The sequence below is a fragment of the Dysosmobacter sp. Phy genome (assembly GCF_054476235.1).
Genome location: NZ_CM136997.1, coordinates 1,154,992 through 1,170,062 on the forward strand (window position 1 = coordinate 1,154,992; position 15,071 = coordinate 1,170,062).

Sequence of the window (15,071 nt, forward strand, 5' to 3'; positions counted from 1 at the left end):
AGGAGGTACGCCGTGCAGCTTGCCATTGTTCAGGCCGCCGAGGTGGGCCTTTTCCAGGTCCCCTTTCTCCCGTGGGAGGTCCTGTGCTGGATCTTCTGGGCCTTTTTCGCCATCGGGGGGTTGCTCCAGTGGCTGGTGCTGAAAAAGGCCCGGAGCGGCTGGGCGGCCTGGGTGCTGCCGGGTCTGCTGGTCCTGGGCCTGCTGGCCGGGGAGATCGGCTGCCAGACCATCACCGGCTGGGAGCGGCTAGCGCCCCTGTTCGGGTGGTGGCTGTGCCTGGCGGTATTACTGGGCGTTGCCGCCGTCACGGCGGTCCGTGCCGTCCGGAGGAGAACGCTCGGTTCATAAGACCCCATTCATGTTTTTTTCAGGGCAAGGAGAAACGGGCCGGAAACGGTTCCGGCCCGGCTCTTCTTGCCTTGTCACGGAAGGAGTTATTCGATTTATGGAAGAAAACGAGATCCTGCGCTCCACGGCGGTGGACGCGGAAAATGAGTACGACGCCTCGGAGATCCAGGTGCTGGAGGGGCTGGAGGCCGTGCGCAAGCGGCCCGGCATGTATATCGGCTCCACCTCCACCTCGGGCCTCCACCACCTGGTCTACGAGATCGTGGACAACGCCATCGACGAGGCCCTGGCCGGATACTGCACGGATATTCTGGTGCAGATCAACCCCGGCGACACCATCACCGTGGTGGACAACGGCCGCGGCATCCCCGTGGACATCCAGGCCCAGACCGGCAAGCCCGCCCTGGAGGTGGTGTTCACCATCCTCCACGCCGGCGGCAAGTTCGGCGGCGGCGGCTACAAGGTCTCCGGCGGCCTCCACGGCGTGGGCGCCAGCGTAGTCAACGCCCTTTCTGAGTGGCTGGAGGTCCAGGTCCACAAGGACGGCAAGATCTATGAGATGAAGTTCTCCCGGGGCCACGTGACCCAGGCCATGACCGTGGTGGGCACCACGGACCGCACCGGCACCACCGTCACCTTCAAGCCGGACCGGTCGATGTTCGAGGACACGGTGTACAGCTATGACACCCTCCACACCCGCATGCGGGAGGAGGCCTTCCTGAACGCGGGCCTCCGGATCCGCACCGTGGACCTGCGTCCCGGCAAGGAGCAGGAGGACAGTATGTATTACGAGGGCGGTATCCGGGAGTTTGTCACCTGGCTCAACAAGAGCAAGGACGCCCTCCATCCCCAGGTGGTCTATATGTCCGGCATGAAGGACGACTCCATGGCGGAGGTGGCCTTCCAGTACAACGACGGCTACAACGAGACCATTTTGTCCTTTGCCAACAACGTCCACACCCCCGAGGGCGGCATGCACGAGGAGGGCTTCAAGCGGGCTCTCACCAACGTGCTCAACGCCTACGGCCGGAAGATCAAGATGCTCAAGGACGACGAGAAGGTCTCCGGCGAGGACTGCCGGGAGGGCCTCACCTGCGTGATCTCCGTGAAGCTGACCGACGCCCAGTTCGAGGGCCAGACCAAGGCGAAGCTGGGCAACAGCGAGATCCGCACCCTGGTGATGGGCATCGTCTCCGACAAGCTGGAGACCTTCCTGGAGGAGAACCCCCAGGTGGGCCGGATGATCCTGGACAAGGCCCTGACCGCGGGCCGCGCCCGGGAGGCCGCCAAGAAGGCCCGGGAGTCCATCCGCCGCAAGACGGCCCTGGGCGGCGCGGCCATGCCGGACAAGCTCCGGGACTGCAATGAGAATAACCCCGAGCTGACCGAGATCTATATCGTCGAGGGCGACTCCGCAGGCGGCTCCGCCACTCAGGGCCGGGACAGCCGGTTCCAGGCGATCCTCCCCCTGTGGGGCAAGATGCTCAACGTGGAGAAGGCCCGGGCCGACAAGGTCTACGGCAACGACAAGCTCCAGCCGGTCATCACGGCCCTGGGCGCCGGCATCGGGGAGGAGTTCGACCTCAACAAGCTCCGCTATCACAAGGTCATCATCATGGCCGATGCCGATGTGGACGGCTCCCACATCCGCACGCTCCTTTTGACCTTCTTCTTCCGCTTCATGCGGCCCCTGATCGAGCACGGATACGTGTACTCCGCCGTGCCGCCCCTGTTCAAGCTGACCCGGGGCAAGACCACCCGCCTGGCCTTCTCCGAGGAGGAGCGGGACGCCATCTCCGCCGAGCTCCGGGGCGACAACCCCAACGCCAAGGTGGACATCTCCCGGTTCAAGGGCCTGGGCGAGATGAACCCCCACGAGCTGTGGGAGACCACCATGGACCCGGAGAAGCGGACACTGCGCCGCATCACCCTGGACGACGCCGTGGCCGCCGACGAGATCTTCACCATCCTCATGGGCGAGAAGGTGGAGCCCCGGAAGGAGTTCATCGAGCGCAACGCCAAGTACGCGGTGAACCTGGACTATTAAGGGCAGCGATGAAGTTGCAAACAAGACAAACTCTGTGGCGAGGCGCGCTGTACATGTCCGGCATGGTGGTGCTGGCCCTGGGCGTTACTCTCAGCACCAAGACGGGGCTGGGCGTTTCCACCACCACCGCTATCCCCTACGCTATTTCCGGACCAACGGGCATCCCCCTCTCCCTTCTGGTGTTTGTCATATATCTGGTGATGATCGCGCTGCAGTTTTTCATCAAGGGAAAGAACCGCCAGTGGCGGGACCTGCTGCAGCTGCCGGTGAACATGGGATTCAGCGCGGTGATGGGCTGGTTTGAGAGCGTGATCCACGTCTCCTTTTCCCACCTGTGGCAAAACCTGCTGCTGGTGGCGGCGTCCGTGATCCTCACCGGTATGGGTATTGTTCTGACAGTGAATATGCAGTTGGTCCCCAACCCGCCGGACGGCCTGGCCCAGACCATGAGCGTGGCCATGAAGCGGAATATGGGCTTTGCCAAGAACACGCTGGATTTTATCTGTGTGGCCATTGCGGCGGTCATTGACCTGGTGACAAGGCGCCGGCTGATCAGCGTGGGCCTGGGCACAGTGCTGGCCATGATCTTCATCGGCCGGGCGGTAGCGGTGTTCAACCGCCTGTGGAAAGTCCATCTCATGGCTTTGGCGGGGGTAGCACAGCCGGCGAAGTCTGAAAAACATCTTGATGCGGAAGGAAAAGCGTTATGAGTAAAAAACCCCAATACGATCCGGAGGAGATCCGGTATCCCGATCAGAAGATCGAGATCTCTCCTCTGGTCCCTGAAATGGAAAAATCCTATATTGAATATGCCATGAGCGTCATCGTGGGCCGGGCCCTGCCGGATGTGCGGGACGGCCTCAAGCCCGTCCACCGCCGCATCCTCTACGCCATGTACGAGGATAACCTCACCTACGATCACCCCTTCCGTAAGTGCGCCACCGCCGTGGGTGACGTGCTGGGCCGGTATCACCCCCACGGCGACGCCAGCGTCTACGACGCCCTGGTCCGCCTGGCCCAGGACTTCTCCATGCGCTATATGCTCATCGACGGCCACGGCAACTTCGGCTCCGTGGACGGAGATCCCCCGGCGGCCTACCGGTACACCGAGGCCCGCATGTCCCGCATCGCCGACGAGATGCTCCGGGACATTGACAAGGAGACCGTGGACTGGGACCCCAACTTCGACGAGACCCGCAAGGAGCCCAAGGTCCTCCCCTCCCGGTTCCCCAACCTGCTGGTCAACGGCTCTTCCGGCATCGCCGTGGGCATGGCTACCAACATCCCGCCCCACAACATGCGGGAGGTCATCGGCGCCGTCATCTGCGTGCTGGACGATCCCAACGCCACATTGTCCGACCTGATGCAGCACGTCAAGGGCCCCGACTTCCCCACCAAGGGCATCATCATGGGCCGCAGCGGCATCCGGGCGGCCTACGCCACCGGTCGGGGCCGGCTGGTGATCCGGGCCCGGCATGAGTTCGAGGAGTTCGGCAAGGACCGCACCCGCATTGTCATCACCGAGATCCCCTATCAGGTCAACAAGCGCATGCTCATCAAGAACATGGCTGACCAGGTGGAGGACAAGCGGCTGGAGGGCATCTCCGACATCCGGGACGAGTCCGACCGCAACGGCATGCGCATCGTCATCGAGCTCAAGCGGGACGCCAACCCCCAGGTGGTATTGAACCGCCTGTTCGCCCAGACCCAGCTCCAGACCTCCTTTGCCATCAACATGCTGGCCCTGGTGGAGGTGGACGGCAAGCTCCAGCCCCGCATTTTGTCCCTGCGGCACATCCTGGACGAGTACATCGCCTACCAGGAGCAGATCATCGTCCGCCGGACGAAGTACGATCTGAAAAAGGCCCGGGAGCGGGCCCACCTGCTGGAGGGATTGCTGATCGCCCAGGACAACATCGACGAGGTCATCAAGATCATCCGCTCCAGCTACGACAACGCCAAGGAGAACCTGATGCAGCGCTTCTCCCTCAGCGACGTCCAGGCCCAGGCCATTCTGGACATGCGGCTCAAGGCCCTCCAGGGACTGGACCGGGAGAAGCTGGAGACCGAGTACAAGGAGCTGGAGGCCAAGATCGCCTGGTACGTCAAGGTCCTGGGCGACGAGGGCCTGGTCCGCCAGATCCTGAAGGAGGAGCTGACTGCCATCGCCGACAAGTACGGCGACGACCGCCTCACCGAGATCCAGGACGTGGAGGACGAGATCGACATTGAGGACCTGATCGAGGAGGAGGACTGTGTCTTTACCCTCACCGCCGCCGGATATATCAAGCGCACTCCGGTCAGCGAGTACACCGCCCAGAGCAAGGGCGGCATGGGTAAGAAGGGCATCACCACCCGGGAGGAGGACGTGGTGACGGACCTGTTCACCGCCTCCACCCACGACTACCTCTTCTTCTTCACCGACACCGGCAAGGTCTACCGCAAGAAGGGCTACCAGATCCCCGAGTCCGGCAAGACCGCCAAGGGCACCAACATCGTCAACATCCTCCAGGTGGAGCAGGGCGAGAAGATCCAGACCATGATCCACACCCGCGCCCTGGACGACGAGGACCGCTTCCTGGTGATGATCACCCGGAACGGCACGGTGAAGCGTCTGCCGGTAACGTCCCTGAAGAACATCCGCGCCAGCGGCATCCGGGCCATCACGCTGGAGGAGGGCGACCAGCTGATCTCCGTCCGGGAGACCGACGGCACCCGCAAGATCCTCATCGCCACCCACGACGGCCAGGCCATCTGCTTCGACGAGAACGACGTCCGGCCCATGGGCCGCAGCGCCGTGGGCGTCCGGGGCATCCGGCTCCGGGAGAGCGACTACGTGGTGGGCGCCGCCCGGGCCAGAGCCGGAAAGACCGTCCTCTCCATCACGGAGAAGGGCTACGGCAAGCGGACGCCGGTGGAGGAGTACCGCATCACGGGCCGCGGCGGCCTTGGCATCCGCAACTACATGGTCACCGACAAGACCGGCCCCGTGGTGGGCATCAAGGTGGTGGACGGGTCCGAGGACCTGCTGCTGGTGACCGAGGGCGGCATCCTGATCCGCACGCCTGTGGAAAACATCCGCTCCGCCGGCCGCTCCACCCAGGGCGTTATCGTCATGCGCTTCAAGGAGGAGGGCGACCGGGTGATCTCCATGGCCCTGACGGACCACGAGGACCAGACCGCCGAGGAGACGGCTTCCCCGGAGACGGCAGGGGCTGCGGAGACCGCACCGGAGGCGCCGGTCCAGGAGTAACTGCCTGAGAAAGAGGGGAGCCCGGTGACGGGTTCCCCTCGTCCGTCCGCTGCTGTCCGAGAAAGGACCGCAGACGGTCCCCTTCATCCGTCTGGCCTGCGGCCGGCTGCCTTTCTGCAAAGAGAGAAAAAGGCTCCGGCGGTGAAAGCCCCAAAGCCTTCCCCCAAGGGGGAAGGTGCCCCAGTGGGCACACTGGGGCGGATGAGGGGCCGCAAGAACCAGAGAGGGAGAGAGATGCATGAAACCCTCCTCCATGCGCACCCGCGCCGGACGCAAAAAAAAGTTGAGAGCGTGGAATTCCACGCTCTCATTCTTTGAATACGAATAGCTTGTACAGGGGAACGTCCAGGGCCTTGGCAATGTCGATCAGTGTGTCCAGACTGCACGAGCTGACCCCGGTCTCGATCCGCTGGATATAGTTTCGGCTGACCCCATCTTCCCCGCAGGCATCTGCCAGCTGTTCCTGGGTCAGACGTTGTTCCTTCCGATAGTGCAGGATGTTCAGTCCAATTTGAATCCACTCGTTATAGTGGCGAATATCCATGAGACCACCTCTGGAATTATTCTAACCACAATGTGCGGGGAAGTTAGCAAACAGAATAATTGTAAATACACACTATTTATGTGTATTTATAAATAATTTATGTTATAATACCACCTGTGGGGTGGTATTGTGGCGCTACTGGAAAAAATCGCTGCGTGGATCGTGGTGATTCCCCTTTTTTATGTTATCATATGCATGACGATCACATCCATGCTCTACGGCGGCTACTGGACGCGACTTAATTGTGCCTGCGCGTTTTTTGAACGGCTTTTGACAGCACCTGTCCGGCGATTGAAAAAAATCATCCAAAGGAAACAACAGAAGATGAAAACCGTTACCATTTATACCGACGGCGCCTGCTCCGGCAACCCCGGCCCCGGGGGCTGGGGCGCCATTTTGATGTACGGCGCCCACAAAAAAGAACTCTCCGGCGGAGAGGCCTCCACCACCAACAACCGCATGGAGCTGACGGCGGTCATCTCCGCCCTGGAGCTGCTGAAAGAGCCCTGCGCCGTGGAGCTCTGGTCCGACTCCAAGTACGTCATCGACGCCCTGGACAAGGGCTGGGCCAAGGGCTGGCGGGCCAAGGGCTGGGTCAAGTCCGACAAGAAGCCCGCCCTGAACCCGGACCTGTGGGCGCGGCTGCTGGATCTGTGCGAGATCCACACCGTCCGCACCCACTGGGTCAAGGGCCACGCGGAGAACGAGTACAACAACCGCTGCGACGAGCTGGCGGTGCTGGAGAGCCGGAAATTCAGATAAGGGTTTGCGGCATGCTGCGGAGTATGTCAGAGAAGTAAAAAACTGAGTGTTTCTCAGGGAGACGCAATCGTTTTCCTACCGAAGATTCACAAACTGTTCATAAGATAAACATAATTCGGCCAAAATTATCCGGTATCTTATACTCAAGCAAAGGGTCCTCCCAAACCCGATGCGTTTTCTCCCTCCTAAAACACACACAGCAAAAAGGACCGCCTCCGGCGGTCTTTTTTGTGTCCTTTTTTATCCGGGCCTCCGCCCTTCGCCTTGTAAATGGTGGGCCGGCGGTGTAAAATAGCCCCAGTATGGGATTTGGTTCCACAAGGAGGTTTTTACCCATGAAAGACGGCTTTATCACCGTGGCTGCCGGCACTCCCCGGATCCGGGTGGCCGACTGCCGCTACAACGCCGAGCAGATCTTTACCCTCATGCGGGAGGCCGACAAGCAGAGCGTCAAGGTCCTGGCGCTGCCGGAGCTGTGCCTGACCGGCTACACCTGCGGCGACCTGTTTTTGCAGGAGACGTTGCTGAACGGCGCCGAGGAGGGCCTCCGCACCATTCTGGAGGCCACGAAACATCTGGATCTAATCGCGGCCGTGGGCCTGCCGGTCCGGGACCGGTGGCATAACAAACTGTATAACTGCGCTGCTGTAATACAAAAAGGAGAGATCCTGGGCCTGGTGCCCAAGACCTACGTGCCCAATTACGGGGAGTTTTACGAGCAGCGCTGGTTTGCCTCCTCCGACGGACCTCAGGGCGTGGACGACGATTTTGAGCTGTGCGGCCAGTCGGTGTGCCTCAACAGCAATGGGATCTTTGCCTGTGACAGCGTGCCGGATCTGGTGATCGGCGTGGAGATCTGCGAGGACCTGTGGGCGCCGGAGCCGCCCTCCACCTCCCTGGCCCGCCGGGGCGCCACCCTGATTCTGAACCTCTCCGCCTCCAACGAGACCGTGGGCAAGGCCGCCTACCGCCGCTCCCTGGTGACGGGCCAGTCCGGCCGTCTGGTGTGCGGCTACGTCTACGCCGACGCCGGAGAGGGCGAGTCCACCACGGACCTGGTGTTCGCGGGCCACAACCTGATCGCGGAAAACGGCACCATCCTGGCGGAGCGGCGGTTCGCCACGGGGCTGACCATCAGCGAGATCGACGTGGCCAAGCTGGCGGCTGAGCGCCGCCGGATGAACACCTTCACCTTCCCGGGCGGCGGCCCGGACGTGTGGCGGATCAGCTTCGACCTGCCGGTGACCAAGACCCGGCTGACCCGGCCCGTCTCCCCCACCCCCTTCGTGCCCGAGGACGCGGAGAGCCGGGAGGCTCGGTGCAGCGAGATTTTGTGCATCGCCGCCCTGGGTCTCAAGAAGCGGCTGGAGCACACCGGCGCCCGTACGGCGGTGGTGGGGCTCTCCGGCGGCCTGGACTCCACGCTGGCGGTGCTGATCACGGCGCTGGCCATGCAGATGCTGGACCGGCCCGCCACGGACATCATCGCCGTCACCATGCCGTGCTTCGGCACCACGGACCGGACCAAGTCCAACGCCGTGCTGCTGGCGGAGCGGCTGGGCACCACCCTGCGGACCGTGGATATTTCGGCCAGCGTCCGCAGCCACTTCAAGGACATCGGCCACGACCCGGAGGACCACTCCGTCACCTATGAAAACGCCCAGGCCCGGGAGCGGACCCAGGTGCTCATGGATATCGCCAACGCCAACGGTGGCCTCGTCATCGGCACCGGGGACCTGAGCGAGCTGGCCCTGGGCTGGTGCACCTACAACGGCGACCACATGAGCAACTACGCTGTCAACGCCGGCATCCCCAAGACCCTGGTGCGGCATCTGGTCAGCTTCATCTCCGACGACAAGGAGGCGGAGGACCCCCAGCTGTCCACGGTCCTGACGGACATTCTGGACACCCCCGTGTCCCCGGAGCTGCTGCCCGCCGTCCAGGGGGAGATCAGCCAAAAGACCGAGGACCTGGTGGGGCCCTACGAGCTCCACGACTTCTTCCTGTACTATATCATCCGCTGGGGCTTCAGTCCCCGGAAGGTGCTGCGGCTGGCGGAGCAGGCCTTTGCCGGCAGATACGACCGGCGGGTGCTGCTCAAGTGGCTGCGGAGCTTTTACCGCCGCTTCTTCTCCCAGCAGTTCAAGCGCAGCTGTCTGGCCGACGGCCCCAAGGTGGGCTCCGTGGCCCTCAGCCCCCGCGGCGACTGGCGGATGCCCAGCGACGCGGTGGCAGCACTGTGGCAGGAGGAGCTGGAGGGGCTGGATTAAGCAAAAACCATCCCTCCGCCAGCCGCCATATCGGGGCCCCCGCAAAATCGAAGAGTTTGCGGGGAAAGGAGGAGCAAGGGAGCGGACGGCGTTTTCGCCGGAGGCGGAAACAGAGGCAAGCGGACTTTGCTCCGACGCGGCGGATGCCCAGCGACGCGGTGGCAGCACTGTGGCAGGAGGAGCTGGAGGGGCTGGATTAAGTAAAAATCATCCCCCGCCAGCCGCCAACCCGGGGCCCCCGCAAAATCGAAGAGTTTGCGGGGAAAGGAGGAGCAAGGGAGCGGACGGCGTTTTCGCCGGAGGCGGAAACAGAGACAAGCGGACTTTGCTCCGACGCGGCGGATGCCCAGCGACGCGGTGGCAGCACTGTGGCAGGAGGAGCTGGAGGGGCTGGATGAAGCAAAAACCATCCCCCGCCAGCCGCCAACCCGGGGCCCCCGCAAAATCGGAGAGTTTGTGGGGAGCGGAGAGAGGAAACGTTTGTATATTGTCTTATCAAAAGGGGGAGAGCCGGCTATGACGGCTCTCCCCCTTTCCCGCCTACGTCTCCGCGCCCGGCACACTTGACAATAGTCTGATTTCGTACTATAATAGCCTGCGTCGATAGTCCGATTTCGGACCAAGGAGGAGCAGAATGAACATCAGGCAAGAGATGAAGGAGCTGTGCGCCTGCCTGTGCCGTCAGGATGAGCTGTACGCCGCCCTGGCCCGCCGGCAGGGGCTGAGCTATCACACGGCCATGACCCTGTACGCGCTGGATCAGGACCAGGGCTGCACCCAGAAGCAGATCGCGGAAAACTGGATGATCCCCAAGCAGACGGTGAACACCGTGGTGAAGGAACTGGAGCGGAGCGGATATGTGGAGCTGCGCGCCGGACGGGATCAGAAGGAAAAGCTGGTCTTTTTCACTCCCGCCGGGAAGGCGTTCGCGGCGGAGGGACTGCGGGAGCTGTACGAGACGGAGGAACGGGCCGTAAAGGCCATGGGCGAGGCGCGGTTCCGGGAGATGGTGGCGGCCAACCGGGCCTTTACCGAGGCCTTTTCCGCAGAGGTATCCCATGGAGCGTAACGCCCTGTCCCGGCGCTTCACCGCCGCCTCCCTGCTGCGGTTTTCCGCGGCCAATGTGGTCATGATGATCTTTTTGTCCCTGTACACCATTGTGGACGGAATGTTCATCTCCCGTCTGGTGGGGACGCTGGCGCTGTCCGCGGTGAATATGTCCTATCCTCTCAACAGCCTGGAGCTGGCGCTGGGGATCATGCTGGGTACCGGCGCCAGCGCCGTCATCGCCCGGGAGATGGGAGCGGGAGAGGCCGATCTGGCCCGGCGGGACTTTTCCTGCGTGGTGGCTGTGGCCGCGGCGGCCGGCGGCGTGTTTGCCCTGGCGGGGAACGCCCTTCTGGAGCCGATCCTGGAGGCGCTGGGCACCAGCGCTTTGCAGCTGCCCTACGCGGAGACCTATACCAGGATCCTGCTGTGGTTCGCGCCGGCGCTGTTTTTGCAGACGGTGTTTCAGGTCCTCTTTGTGACGGCGGGAAAACCCGGGCTGGGTCTGGGCACCACGGTGCTGGGCGGGGTTTCCAACATGGTGCTGGACTACTGGTTCATGGGCCCCCTGGAGATGGGGGTGGCCGGGGCGGCCGTGGCCACGGGCGTGGGCTATTGTATCCCCGCCGCGGCGGGACTGTACTATTTCCTCCGCCCCCGGGACAGTGCCCTGTGGTTCGTCTCCTTCCGTCCCCGGTGGGCGATGCTGCTGCACACCTGCGGCAACGGCTCTTCGGAGATGGTCAGCAACATCGCCAATGCCCTGACCACCTTTTTGTTCAATATCATCTTTCTCCGCTTTTGGGGAGAGGACGGCGTGGCGTCCATCACCATCGCCATGTATTTCCAGTTTGTGTTCACCGCGGTGTTTTTCGGCTTTTCCATGGGTGTGGCGCCGGTGATCAGCTATAAGTACGGCGCGGAGGATACCGGCCAGCTGCGCCGGATCGTCCGGATCTGTCTGTGTGTGATCCTGGCGTGCTCTCTGGGGGCCTATCTGCTGGCAAGGCTCCTGATCGGGCCCAGTCTGATCCTGTTTACGGATCCCGGCACCCCTGTGTATGAGATCACCATGAAGGGGTTTCCCCTGTATGCGGCGAGCTTTTTGGTTATGGGCATCAGTATTTTTGCCTCTTCCCTGTTCACCGCCTTTTCCAACGGGCTGGTCTCCGCCGTGATCTCCTTTGCCCGCACCTTTGTGTTTTTGGTGGGCATGCTGCTGATCATGCCGCAGCTGCTGGGGCGGACGGGCATCTGGTTGGCGGTCCCTGCGGCGGAGGTCCTGGGCCTTCTGGTATCGGCGGTGTTTTTGCTGTGGGGCAGAAAGAAATATCAGTATGCGTGAGAGAAAAAGAGCCCCCGGAGGTCTACCCTCCGGGGGCTCTTTGATCGCGATAATGGGGCGGCGCCTCCGGGGAAGGGCTGCATGGCAGATGCCCGGTCAGGCGTTCACCCGCAGGCAGCGCATGGCGTTGAGGATCGCCAGGAAGGCCACGCCCACGTCGGCGAACACCGCCGCCCACATGGTGGCGCAGCCGAAGGCGCCCAGCACCAGCACCAGCCCCTTGACCCCCAGGGCAAAGACGATGTTCTGCCGGACGATCCGCAGCGTCTTGCGGGAGATCCGCATGGCTAGGGCGATCTTGGAGGGCTTGTCGTCCATCAGCACGATGTCCGCGGCCTCAATGGCGGCGTCGGAGCCCAGAGCGCCCATGGCGATGCCGATGTCCGCCCGGGTCAGCACCGGCGCGTCGTTGATGCCGTCGCCCACGAAGGCCAGGGCCCCGGTCCGGTCCCGCTTCTCCAGCAGGGACTCCACATAGTCCACCTTGTCGGCGGGCAGCAGCTGGGCGCGGTAGTCGTCCACGCCCAGGTCCTTTGCCACCGAGGCGGCCACGGCCTCCACGTCGCCGGTCAGCATGACGGTCCGCCGTACCCCGGCGGCCTTCAGGTCCGCGATGGCGGCCCTGGCGTCCTCCTTGGGAAGGTCCGCGATCACGATGTGACCGGCGTAGCGGCCCTCCACCGTGACATGGATGATGGTGCCGGGCAGGTGGCAGTCCCGCCAGACCACGCTCTGACGCTCCATGAGCCGGGCGTTGCCCACGCAGACCTCCCCGCCGTCCACCATGGCCCGGACGCCGTGGCCGGCGATCTCCTCCACGTCCCGGACCCGGGACACGTCGATGGGCAGGCCGTAGGCGGCCTTCAGGGACAAGGAGATGGGGTGGTCGGACCAGTGCTCCGCCAGGGCAGCCCGCTCCAGGACCTCCGCCTCGGTGAAGCCCTCCGCCGGGTGGATGGCAGTGACGGTGAACACGCCCCGGGTCAGGGTGCCGGTCTTGTCAAAGACCACGGTGTCCGTTTTGGCCAGGGCCTCCAGGTAGTTGCCGCCCTTGACCAGGATGCCGCATTTGCTGGCGCCGCCGATGCCGCCGAAGAAGCTCAGCGGCACGGAGATCACCAGGGCGCAGGGGCAGGAGATCACCAGGAAGATCAGCGCCCGGTGGAGCCAGCCGCTCCAGTCAGTGCCCGCCAGGAAGCCCGGCAGGGACGCCGCCGGCACCAGGGCCAGGGCCAGCGTGGGCAGCAGGAACAGCGCCAGGGCGGCGATCACCACGCAGGGGGTGTAGTACCGGGCGAAGCGGGTGATGAAGGCCTCGCTGGAGGACTTCTTCTCGCTGGCGTTTTCCACCAGATCCAGGATCTTGGAGACCGTGGACTCCCCGCAGGGCCTGGTGACCCGAAAGCGCAGCACGCCGCTGAGGTTCACGCACCCGCTGATGACGGCCTCGCCGGGCCCCACGTCCCGGGGCACGGACTCGCCGGTGAGGGCGGCGGTATCCAGGGAGGAGCTGCCGGTGAGGACCACGCCGTCCAGGGGCACCCGCTCGCCGGGCTTGACCACCACGGTGTCGCCCACGGCCACGTCCTCCGGGTCCACCTCCTCGGTGGAGCCGTCGGCCTGCTCCAGATTGGCGATGTCCGGCCGGATATCCATGAGGGCGGCGATGGAGGCCCGGGACCGGCCCACGGCGTAGTCCTGGAACAGCTCGCCCACCTGGTAGAAGAGCATCACGAACACCGCCTCGGCGTACTCGCCGGTGAAGAAGGCGCCCACCGTGGCCAGGGCCATGAGGAAGTTCTCGTCAAAGACCTGGCCGTGGGCGATGTTCCGCACGGCCTTCCACAGCACGTCCCAGCCGATGACGGCGTAGGGGATCAGGTACAGGGGCCACAGGGACAGGAAGGGTCCCCCCTCCCCGTTGATACTGTGGTCCGCCAGGAGAGACAGCGCCGCCGGGATGGGGATGGGGGGCAGCAGCTTCAAAAGGACCAGAAGAACGGCGGAGACAACGATCCGCCGCAGCATCTTTTTCTGCTTGCGGGAGAGTTTGCTCATAACAGAGCCTCCTTTTCCAAAGAGAGGGAGAGATTGTGGAAAAACAGCGGGAAAAAGGCCGCCGGAAACGGCGGCCTCGGGCTCACAGGTTGATGACGCAGTCCGGCTCCACCTTTTTGCACACGGCCACGACTTCCTTCATGATGGCGTCGAAGCGGTCGTCCTCGGCGTCGATGGTCATTTTCTGGGTCATGAAGCTGACGGTGGCGTCATGGACGCCGTCGATCTTCTTGATGGCGGTCTCCATTTTGGCGGCGCAGTTGGCGCAGTCCAGGTCGGTGAGGTTGAAACGCTTTTTCATGATGCAGTCCTCCCAGTATAATAAAATAGGAATATAACGATCCGGAATTACTCGCTGACGTGCTCCAGGCCCTGGTCGATGATGGTTTTCACGTGGTCGTCGGTCAGGGAGTAGAACACGGTCTTGCCCTCCCGCCGGGACTTCACCAGCCGGGCGTTTTTCAGAGCCCGCAGCTGATGGGAGATGGCGGACTGGGTCATGCCCAGCAGAGCGGCGATGTCGCACACGCACATCTCCGACTCCAGCAGCACGTACAGGATGCGGATGCGGGTGGAGTCGGCAAAGATGCGGAACAGCTCCGTCAGGTCGTACAGGGTGTCCTCCCCCGGGATCTTGTCCCGGACCTTTTCCACGATCTCCTCGTGGGCGTGGATAAAGTCGCAGCACTCCACGTTGTAGCGGTCCTCCATGGTCCGCCTCCTTTCATATGAATATCTGTTCATATGTTCATTATATAAAGGAAAAATAAAATGTCAACCCCTCTGGAAAAAAATTTTTGCCCTCCCGACGAAGGGGCGTTTTTCCGGGAAAACTGGTTGACAATCCCTTGTATTCTTGTAAAATAAATCCCATGTTGACTTTGCCGGTCCGTTCCGGCCACAGATAAGGAGAGCGATTCATGAGCGAACTGGAGCAGAACACCCGGCAGCGTTTGCAGAAAAACGCCTTCATGCTGCACAACCACATCGAGCTGGAGTCCGTGGAGCCGGACCGGGCGGTGTTCCGGCTGGACATCCGGCCGGAGAGCCGCAACCCCTACGGTATGGTCCACGGCGGCGCCATCTATACCATGGCGGACAATGCCACCGGCACCGCCGCCCACACCGACGGCCGTTACTATGTCACCCAGACCAGCGCCCTGCACTTCCTGCGCAACCAGGCCAGCGGCACTGTCCGGGCCACGGCCTGGGTCCGCCACCGGGGAAAGTCCACGGTGCTGACGGCGGTGGATATCACCGGCGAGGACGGCAAGCTCCTGGCCACCGGGGAGTTCACCTTCTTCTGCGTGGACAAGGCCCTGATGGACCAGAAGGCCCCAAAAGAATAAGCCTTGCGGAAAACGCCCCCGCGCCGACAGGCGCGGGGGCGTTCTTA

Annotated in this window: 13 protein-coding genes; 9 read left to right on the plus strand and 4 right to left on the minus strand. The window is 63.1% G+C overall.

The window, feature by feature from the left end; translation table 11 throughout:
- Window positions 1-12: 12 nt before the first annotated feature.
- From ACVDHE_RS05695 to gyrA, 4 genes are all read left to right on the plus strand, one after another.
- On the plus strand, window positions 13-348 hold the full coding sequence (locus ACVDHE_RS05695) for a hypothetical protein (protein WP_458885897.1): 336 nt from the start codon (window positions 13-15) through the stop codon (window positions 346-348).
- Between the two features lie 97 nt (window positions 349-445).
- Complete coding sequence (gene gyrB, locus ACVDHE_RS05700) at window positions 446-2,395, plus strand: DNA topoisomerase (ATP-hydrolyzing) subunit B (protein ID WP_458885898.1); 1,950 nt, start codon at window positions 446-448, stop codon at window positions 2,393-2,395.
- A gap of 8 nt (window positions 2,396-2,403) precedes the next feature.
- The gene (locus ACVDHE_RS05705; protein WP_458885899.1) at window positions 2,404-3,105 is read left to right on the plus strand and encodes a YczE/YyaS/YitT family protein; all 702 of its coding nucleotides are present in this window, start codon (window positions 2,404-2,406) and stop codon (window positions 3,103-3,105) included.
- On the plus strand, window positions 3,102-5,648 hold the full coding sequence (gene gyrA, locus ACVDHE_RS05710) for a DNA gyrase subunit A (RefSeq protein ID WP_458885900.1): 2,547 nt from the start codon (window positions 3,102-3,104) through the stop codon (window positions 5,646-5,648). The genes ACVDHE_RS05705 and gyrA overlap by 4 nt, the downstream gene beginning before the upstream one ends.
- 307 nt (window positions 5,649-5,955) lie before the next feature.
- Here the strand turns inward: gyrA and ACVDHE_RS05715 are convergent, their stop codons facing one another.
- Window positions 5,956-6,192: a helix-turn-helix domain-containing protein gene (locus ACVDHE_RS05715; RefSeq protein WP_213037224.1), complete on the minus strand. Its 237-nt coding sequence runs from the start codon at window positions 6,190-6,192 to the stop codon at window positions 5,956-5,958.
- 324 nt (window positions 6,193-6,516) lie between these two features.
- On the opposite strand from ACVDHE_RS05715, the gene rnhA reads away from it, so the two are divergent.
- The 4 genes from rnhA to ACVDHE_RS05735 all read left to right on the plus strand — a co-directional run bounded on the left by rnhA (window position 6,517) and on the right by ACVDHE_RS05735 (window position 11,617).
- The gene (gene rnhA, locus ACVDHE_RS05720; protein ID WP_458885901.1) at window positions 6,517-6,954 is read left to right on the plus strand and encodes a ribonuclease HI; all 438 of its coding nucleotides are present in this window, start codon (window positions 6,517-6,519) and stop codon (window positions 6,952-6,954) included.
- Window positions 6,955-7,289: 335 nt separating this feature from the next.
- Entirely contained in the window at window positions 7,290-9,224 is a 1,935-nt protein-coding gene (locus ACVDHE_RS05725; protein WP_458885902.1) for an NAD(+) synthase, read from the plus strand.
- Between the two features lie 634 nt (window positions 9,225-9,858).
- Window positions 9,859-10,293, plus strand: a complete 435-nt coding sequence (locus ACVDHE_RS05730; protein WP_213037227.1) for a MarR family winged helix-turn-helix transcriptional regulator — start codon at window positions 9,859-9,861, stop codon at window positions 10,291-10,293.
- Window positions 10,283-11,617: an MATE family efflux transporter gene (locus tag ACVDHE_RS05735; protein WP_458885903.1), complete on the plus strand. Its 1,335-nt coding sequence runs from the start codon at window positions 10,283-10,285 to the stop codon at window positions 11,615-11,617. The genes ACVDHE_RS05730 and ACVDHE_RS05735 overlap by 11 nt, the downstream gene beginning before the upstream one ends.
- A gap of 96 nt (window positions 11,618-11,713) precedes the next feature.
- On the opposite strand, the gene ACVDHE_RS05740 is transcribed toward ACVDHE_RS05735, so the two are convergent.
- From ACVDHE_RS05740 to ACVDHE_RS05750, 3 genes are all read right to left on the minus strand, one after another.
- Window positions 11,714-13,675: a heavy metal translocating P-type ATPase gene (locus tag ACVDHE_RS05740; RefSeq protein ID WP_458885904.1), complete on the minus strand. Its 1,962-nt coding sequence runs from the start codon at window positions 13,673-13,675 to the stop codon at window positions 11,714-11,716.
- An 82-nt stretch (window positions 13,676-13,757) separates the two neighbouring features.
- Complete coding sequence (locus tag ACVDHE_RS05745; protein WP_213037230.1) at window positions 13,758-13,976, minus strand: cation transporter; 219 nt, start codon at window positions 13,974-13,976, stop codon at window positions 13,758-13,760.
- A gap of 47 nt (window positions 13,977-14,023) precedes the next feature.
- Window positions 14,024-14,386 carry an ArsR/SmtB family transcription factor gene (locus tag ACVDHE_RS05750; RefSeq protein ID WP_325226445.1) on the minus strand — a complete coding sequence of 121 codons (363 nt, stop codon included), beginning with the start codon at window positions 14,384-14,386 and terminating at the stop codon, window positions 14,024-14,026.
- Window positions 14,387-14,595: 209 nt separating this feature from the next.
- Here ACVDHE_RS05750 and ACVDHE_RS05755 point away from each other — a divergent pair, with 209 nt between their 5' ends.
- On the plus strand, window positions 14,596-15,024 hold the full coding sequence (locus ACVDHE_RS05755; protein ID WP_213037232.1) for a PaaI family thioesterase: 429 nt from the start codon (window positions 14,596-14,598) through the stop codon (window positions 15,022-15,024).
- Window positions 15,025-15,071 lie beyond the last annotated feature (47 nt).

Bases quoted from the DNA above. Each gene is read 5' to 3' on its own strand.
- gyrA (WP_458885900.1), top strand. From the start codon at position 3,102: ATGAGTAAAAAACCCCAATACGATCCGGAGGAGATCCGGTATCCCGAT.
- ACVDHE_RS05725 (WP_458885902.1), top strand. From the start codon at position 7,290: ATGAAAGACGGCTTTATCACCGTGGCTGCCGGCACTCCCCGGATCCGG.
- ACVDHE_RS05745 (WP_213037230.1), bottom strand. From the start codon at position 13,976: ATGAAAAAGCGTTTCAACCTCACCGACCTGGACTGCGCCAACTGCGCC.
- ACVDHE_RS05750 (WP_325226445.1), bottom strand. From the start codon at position 14,386: ATGGAGGACCGCTACAACGTGGAGTGCTGCGACTTTATCCACGCCCAC.
- ACVDHE_RS05755 (WP_213037232.1), top strand. From the start codon at position 14,596: ATGAGCGAACTGGAGCAGAACACCCGGCAGCGTTTGCAGAAAAACGCC.
- ACVDHE_RS05730 (WP_213037227.1), top strand. From the start codon at position 9,859: ATGAACATCAGGCAAGAGATGAAGGAGCTGTGCGCCTGCCTGTGCCGT.
- ACVDHE_RS05740 (WP_458885904.1), bottom strand. From the start codon at position 13,675: ATGAGCAAACTCTCCCGCAAGCAGAAAAAGATGCTGCGGCGGATCGTT.
- ACVDHE_RS05735 (WP_458885903.1), top strand. From the start codon at position 10,283: ATGGAGCGTAACGCCCTGTCCCGGCGCTTCACCGCCGCCTCCCTGCTG.
- ACVDHE_RS05705 (WP_458885899.1), top strand. From the start codon at position 2,404: ATGAAGTTGCAAACAAGACAAACTCTGTGGCGAGGCGCGCTGTACATG.
- ACVDHE_RS05715 (WP_213037224.1), bottom strand. From the start codon at position 6,192: ATGGATATTCGCCACTATAACGAGTGGATTCAAATTGGACTGAACATC.
- rnhA (WP_458885901.1), top strand. From the start codon at position 6,517: ATGAAAACCGTTACCATTTATACCGACGGCGCCTGCTCCGGCAACCCC.
- gyrB (WP_458885898.1), top strand. From the start codon at position 446: ATGGAAGAAAACGAGATCCTGCGCTCCACGGCGGTGGACGCGGAAAAT.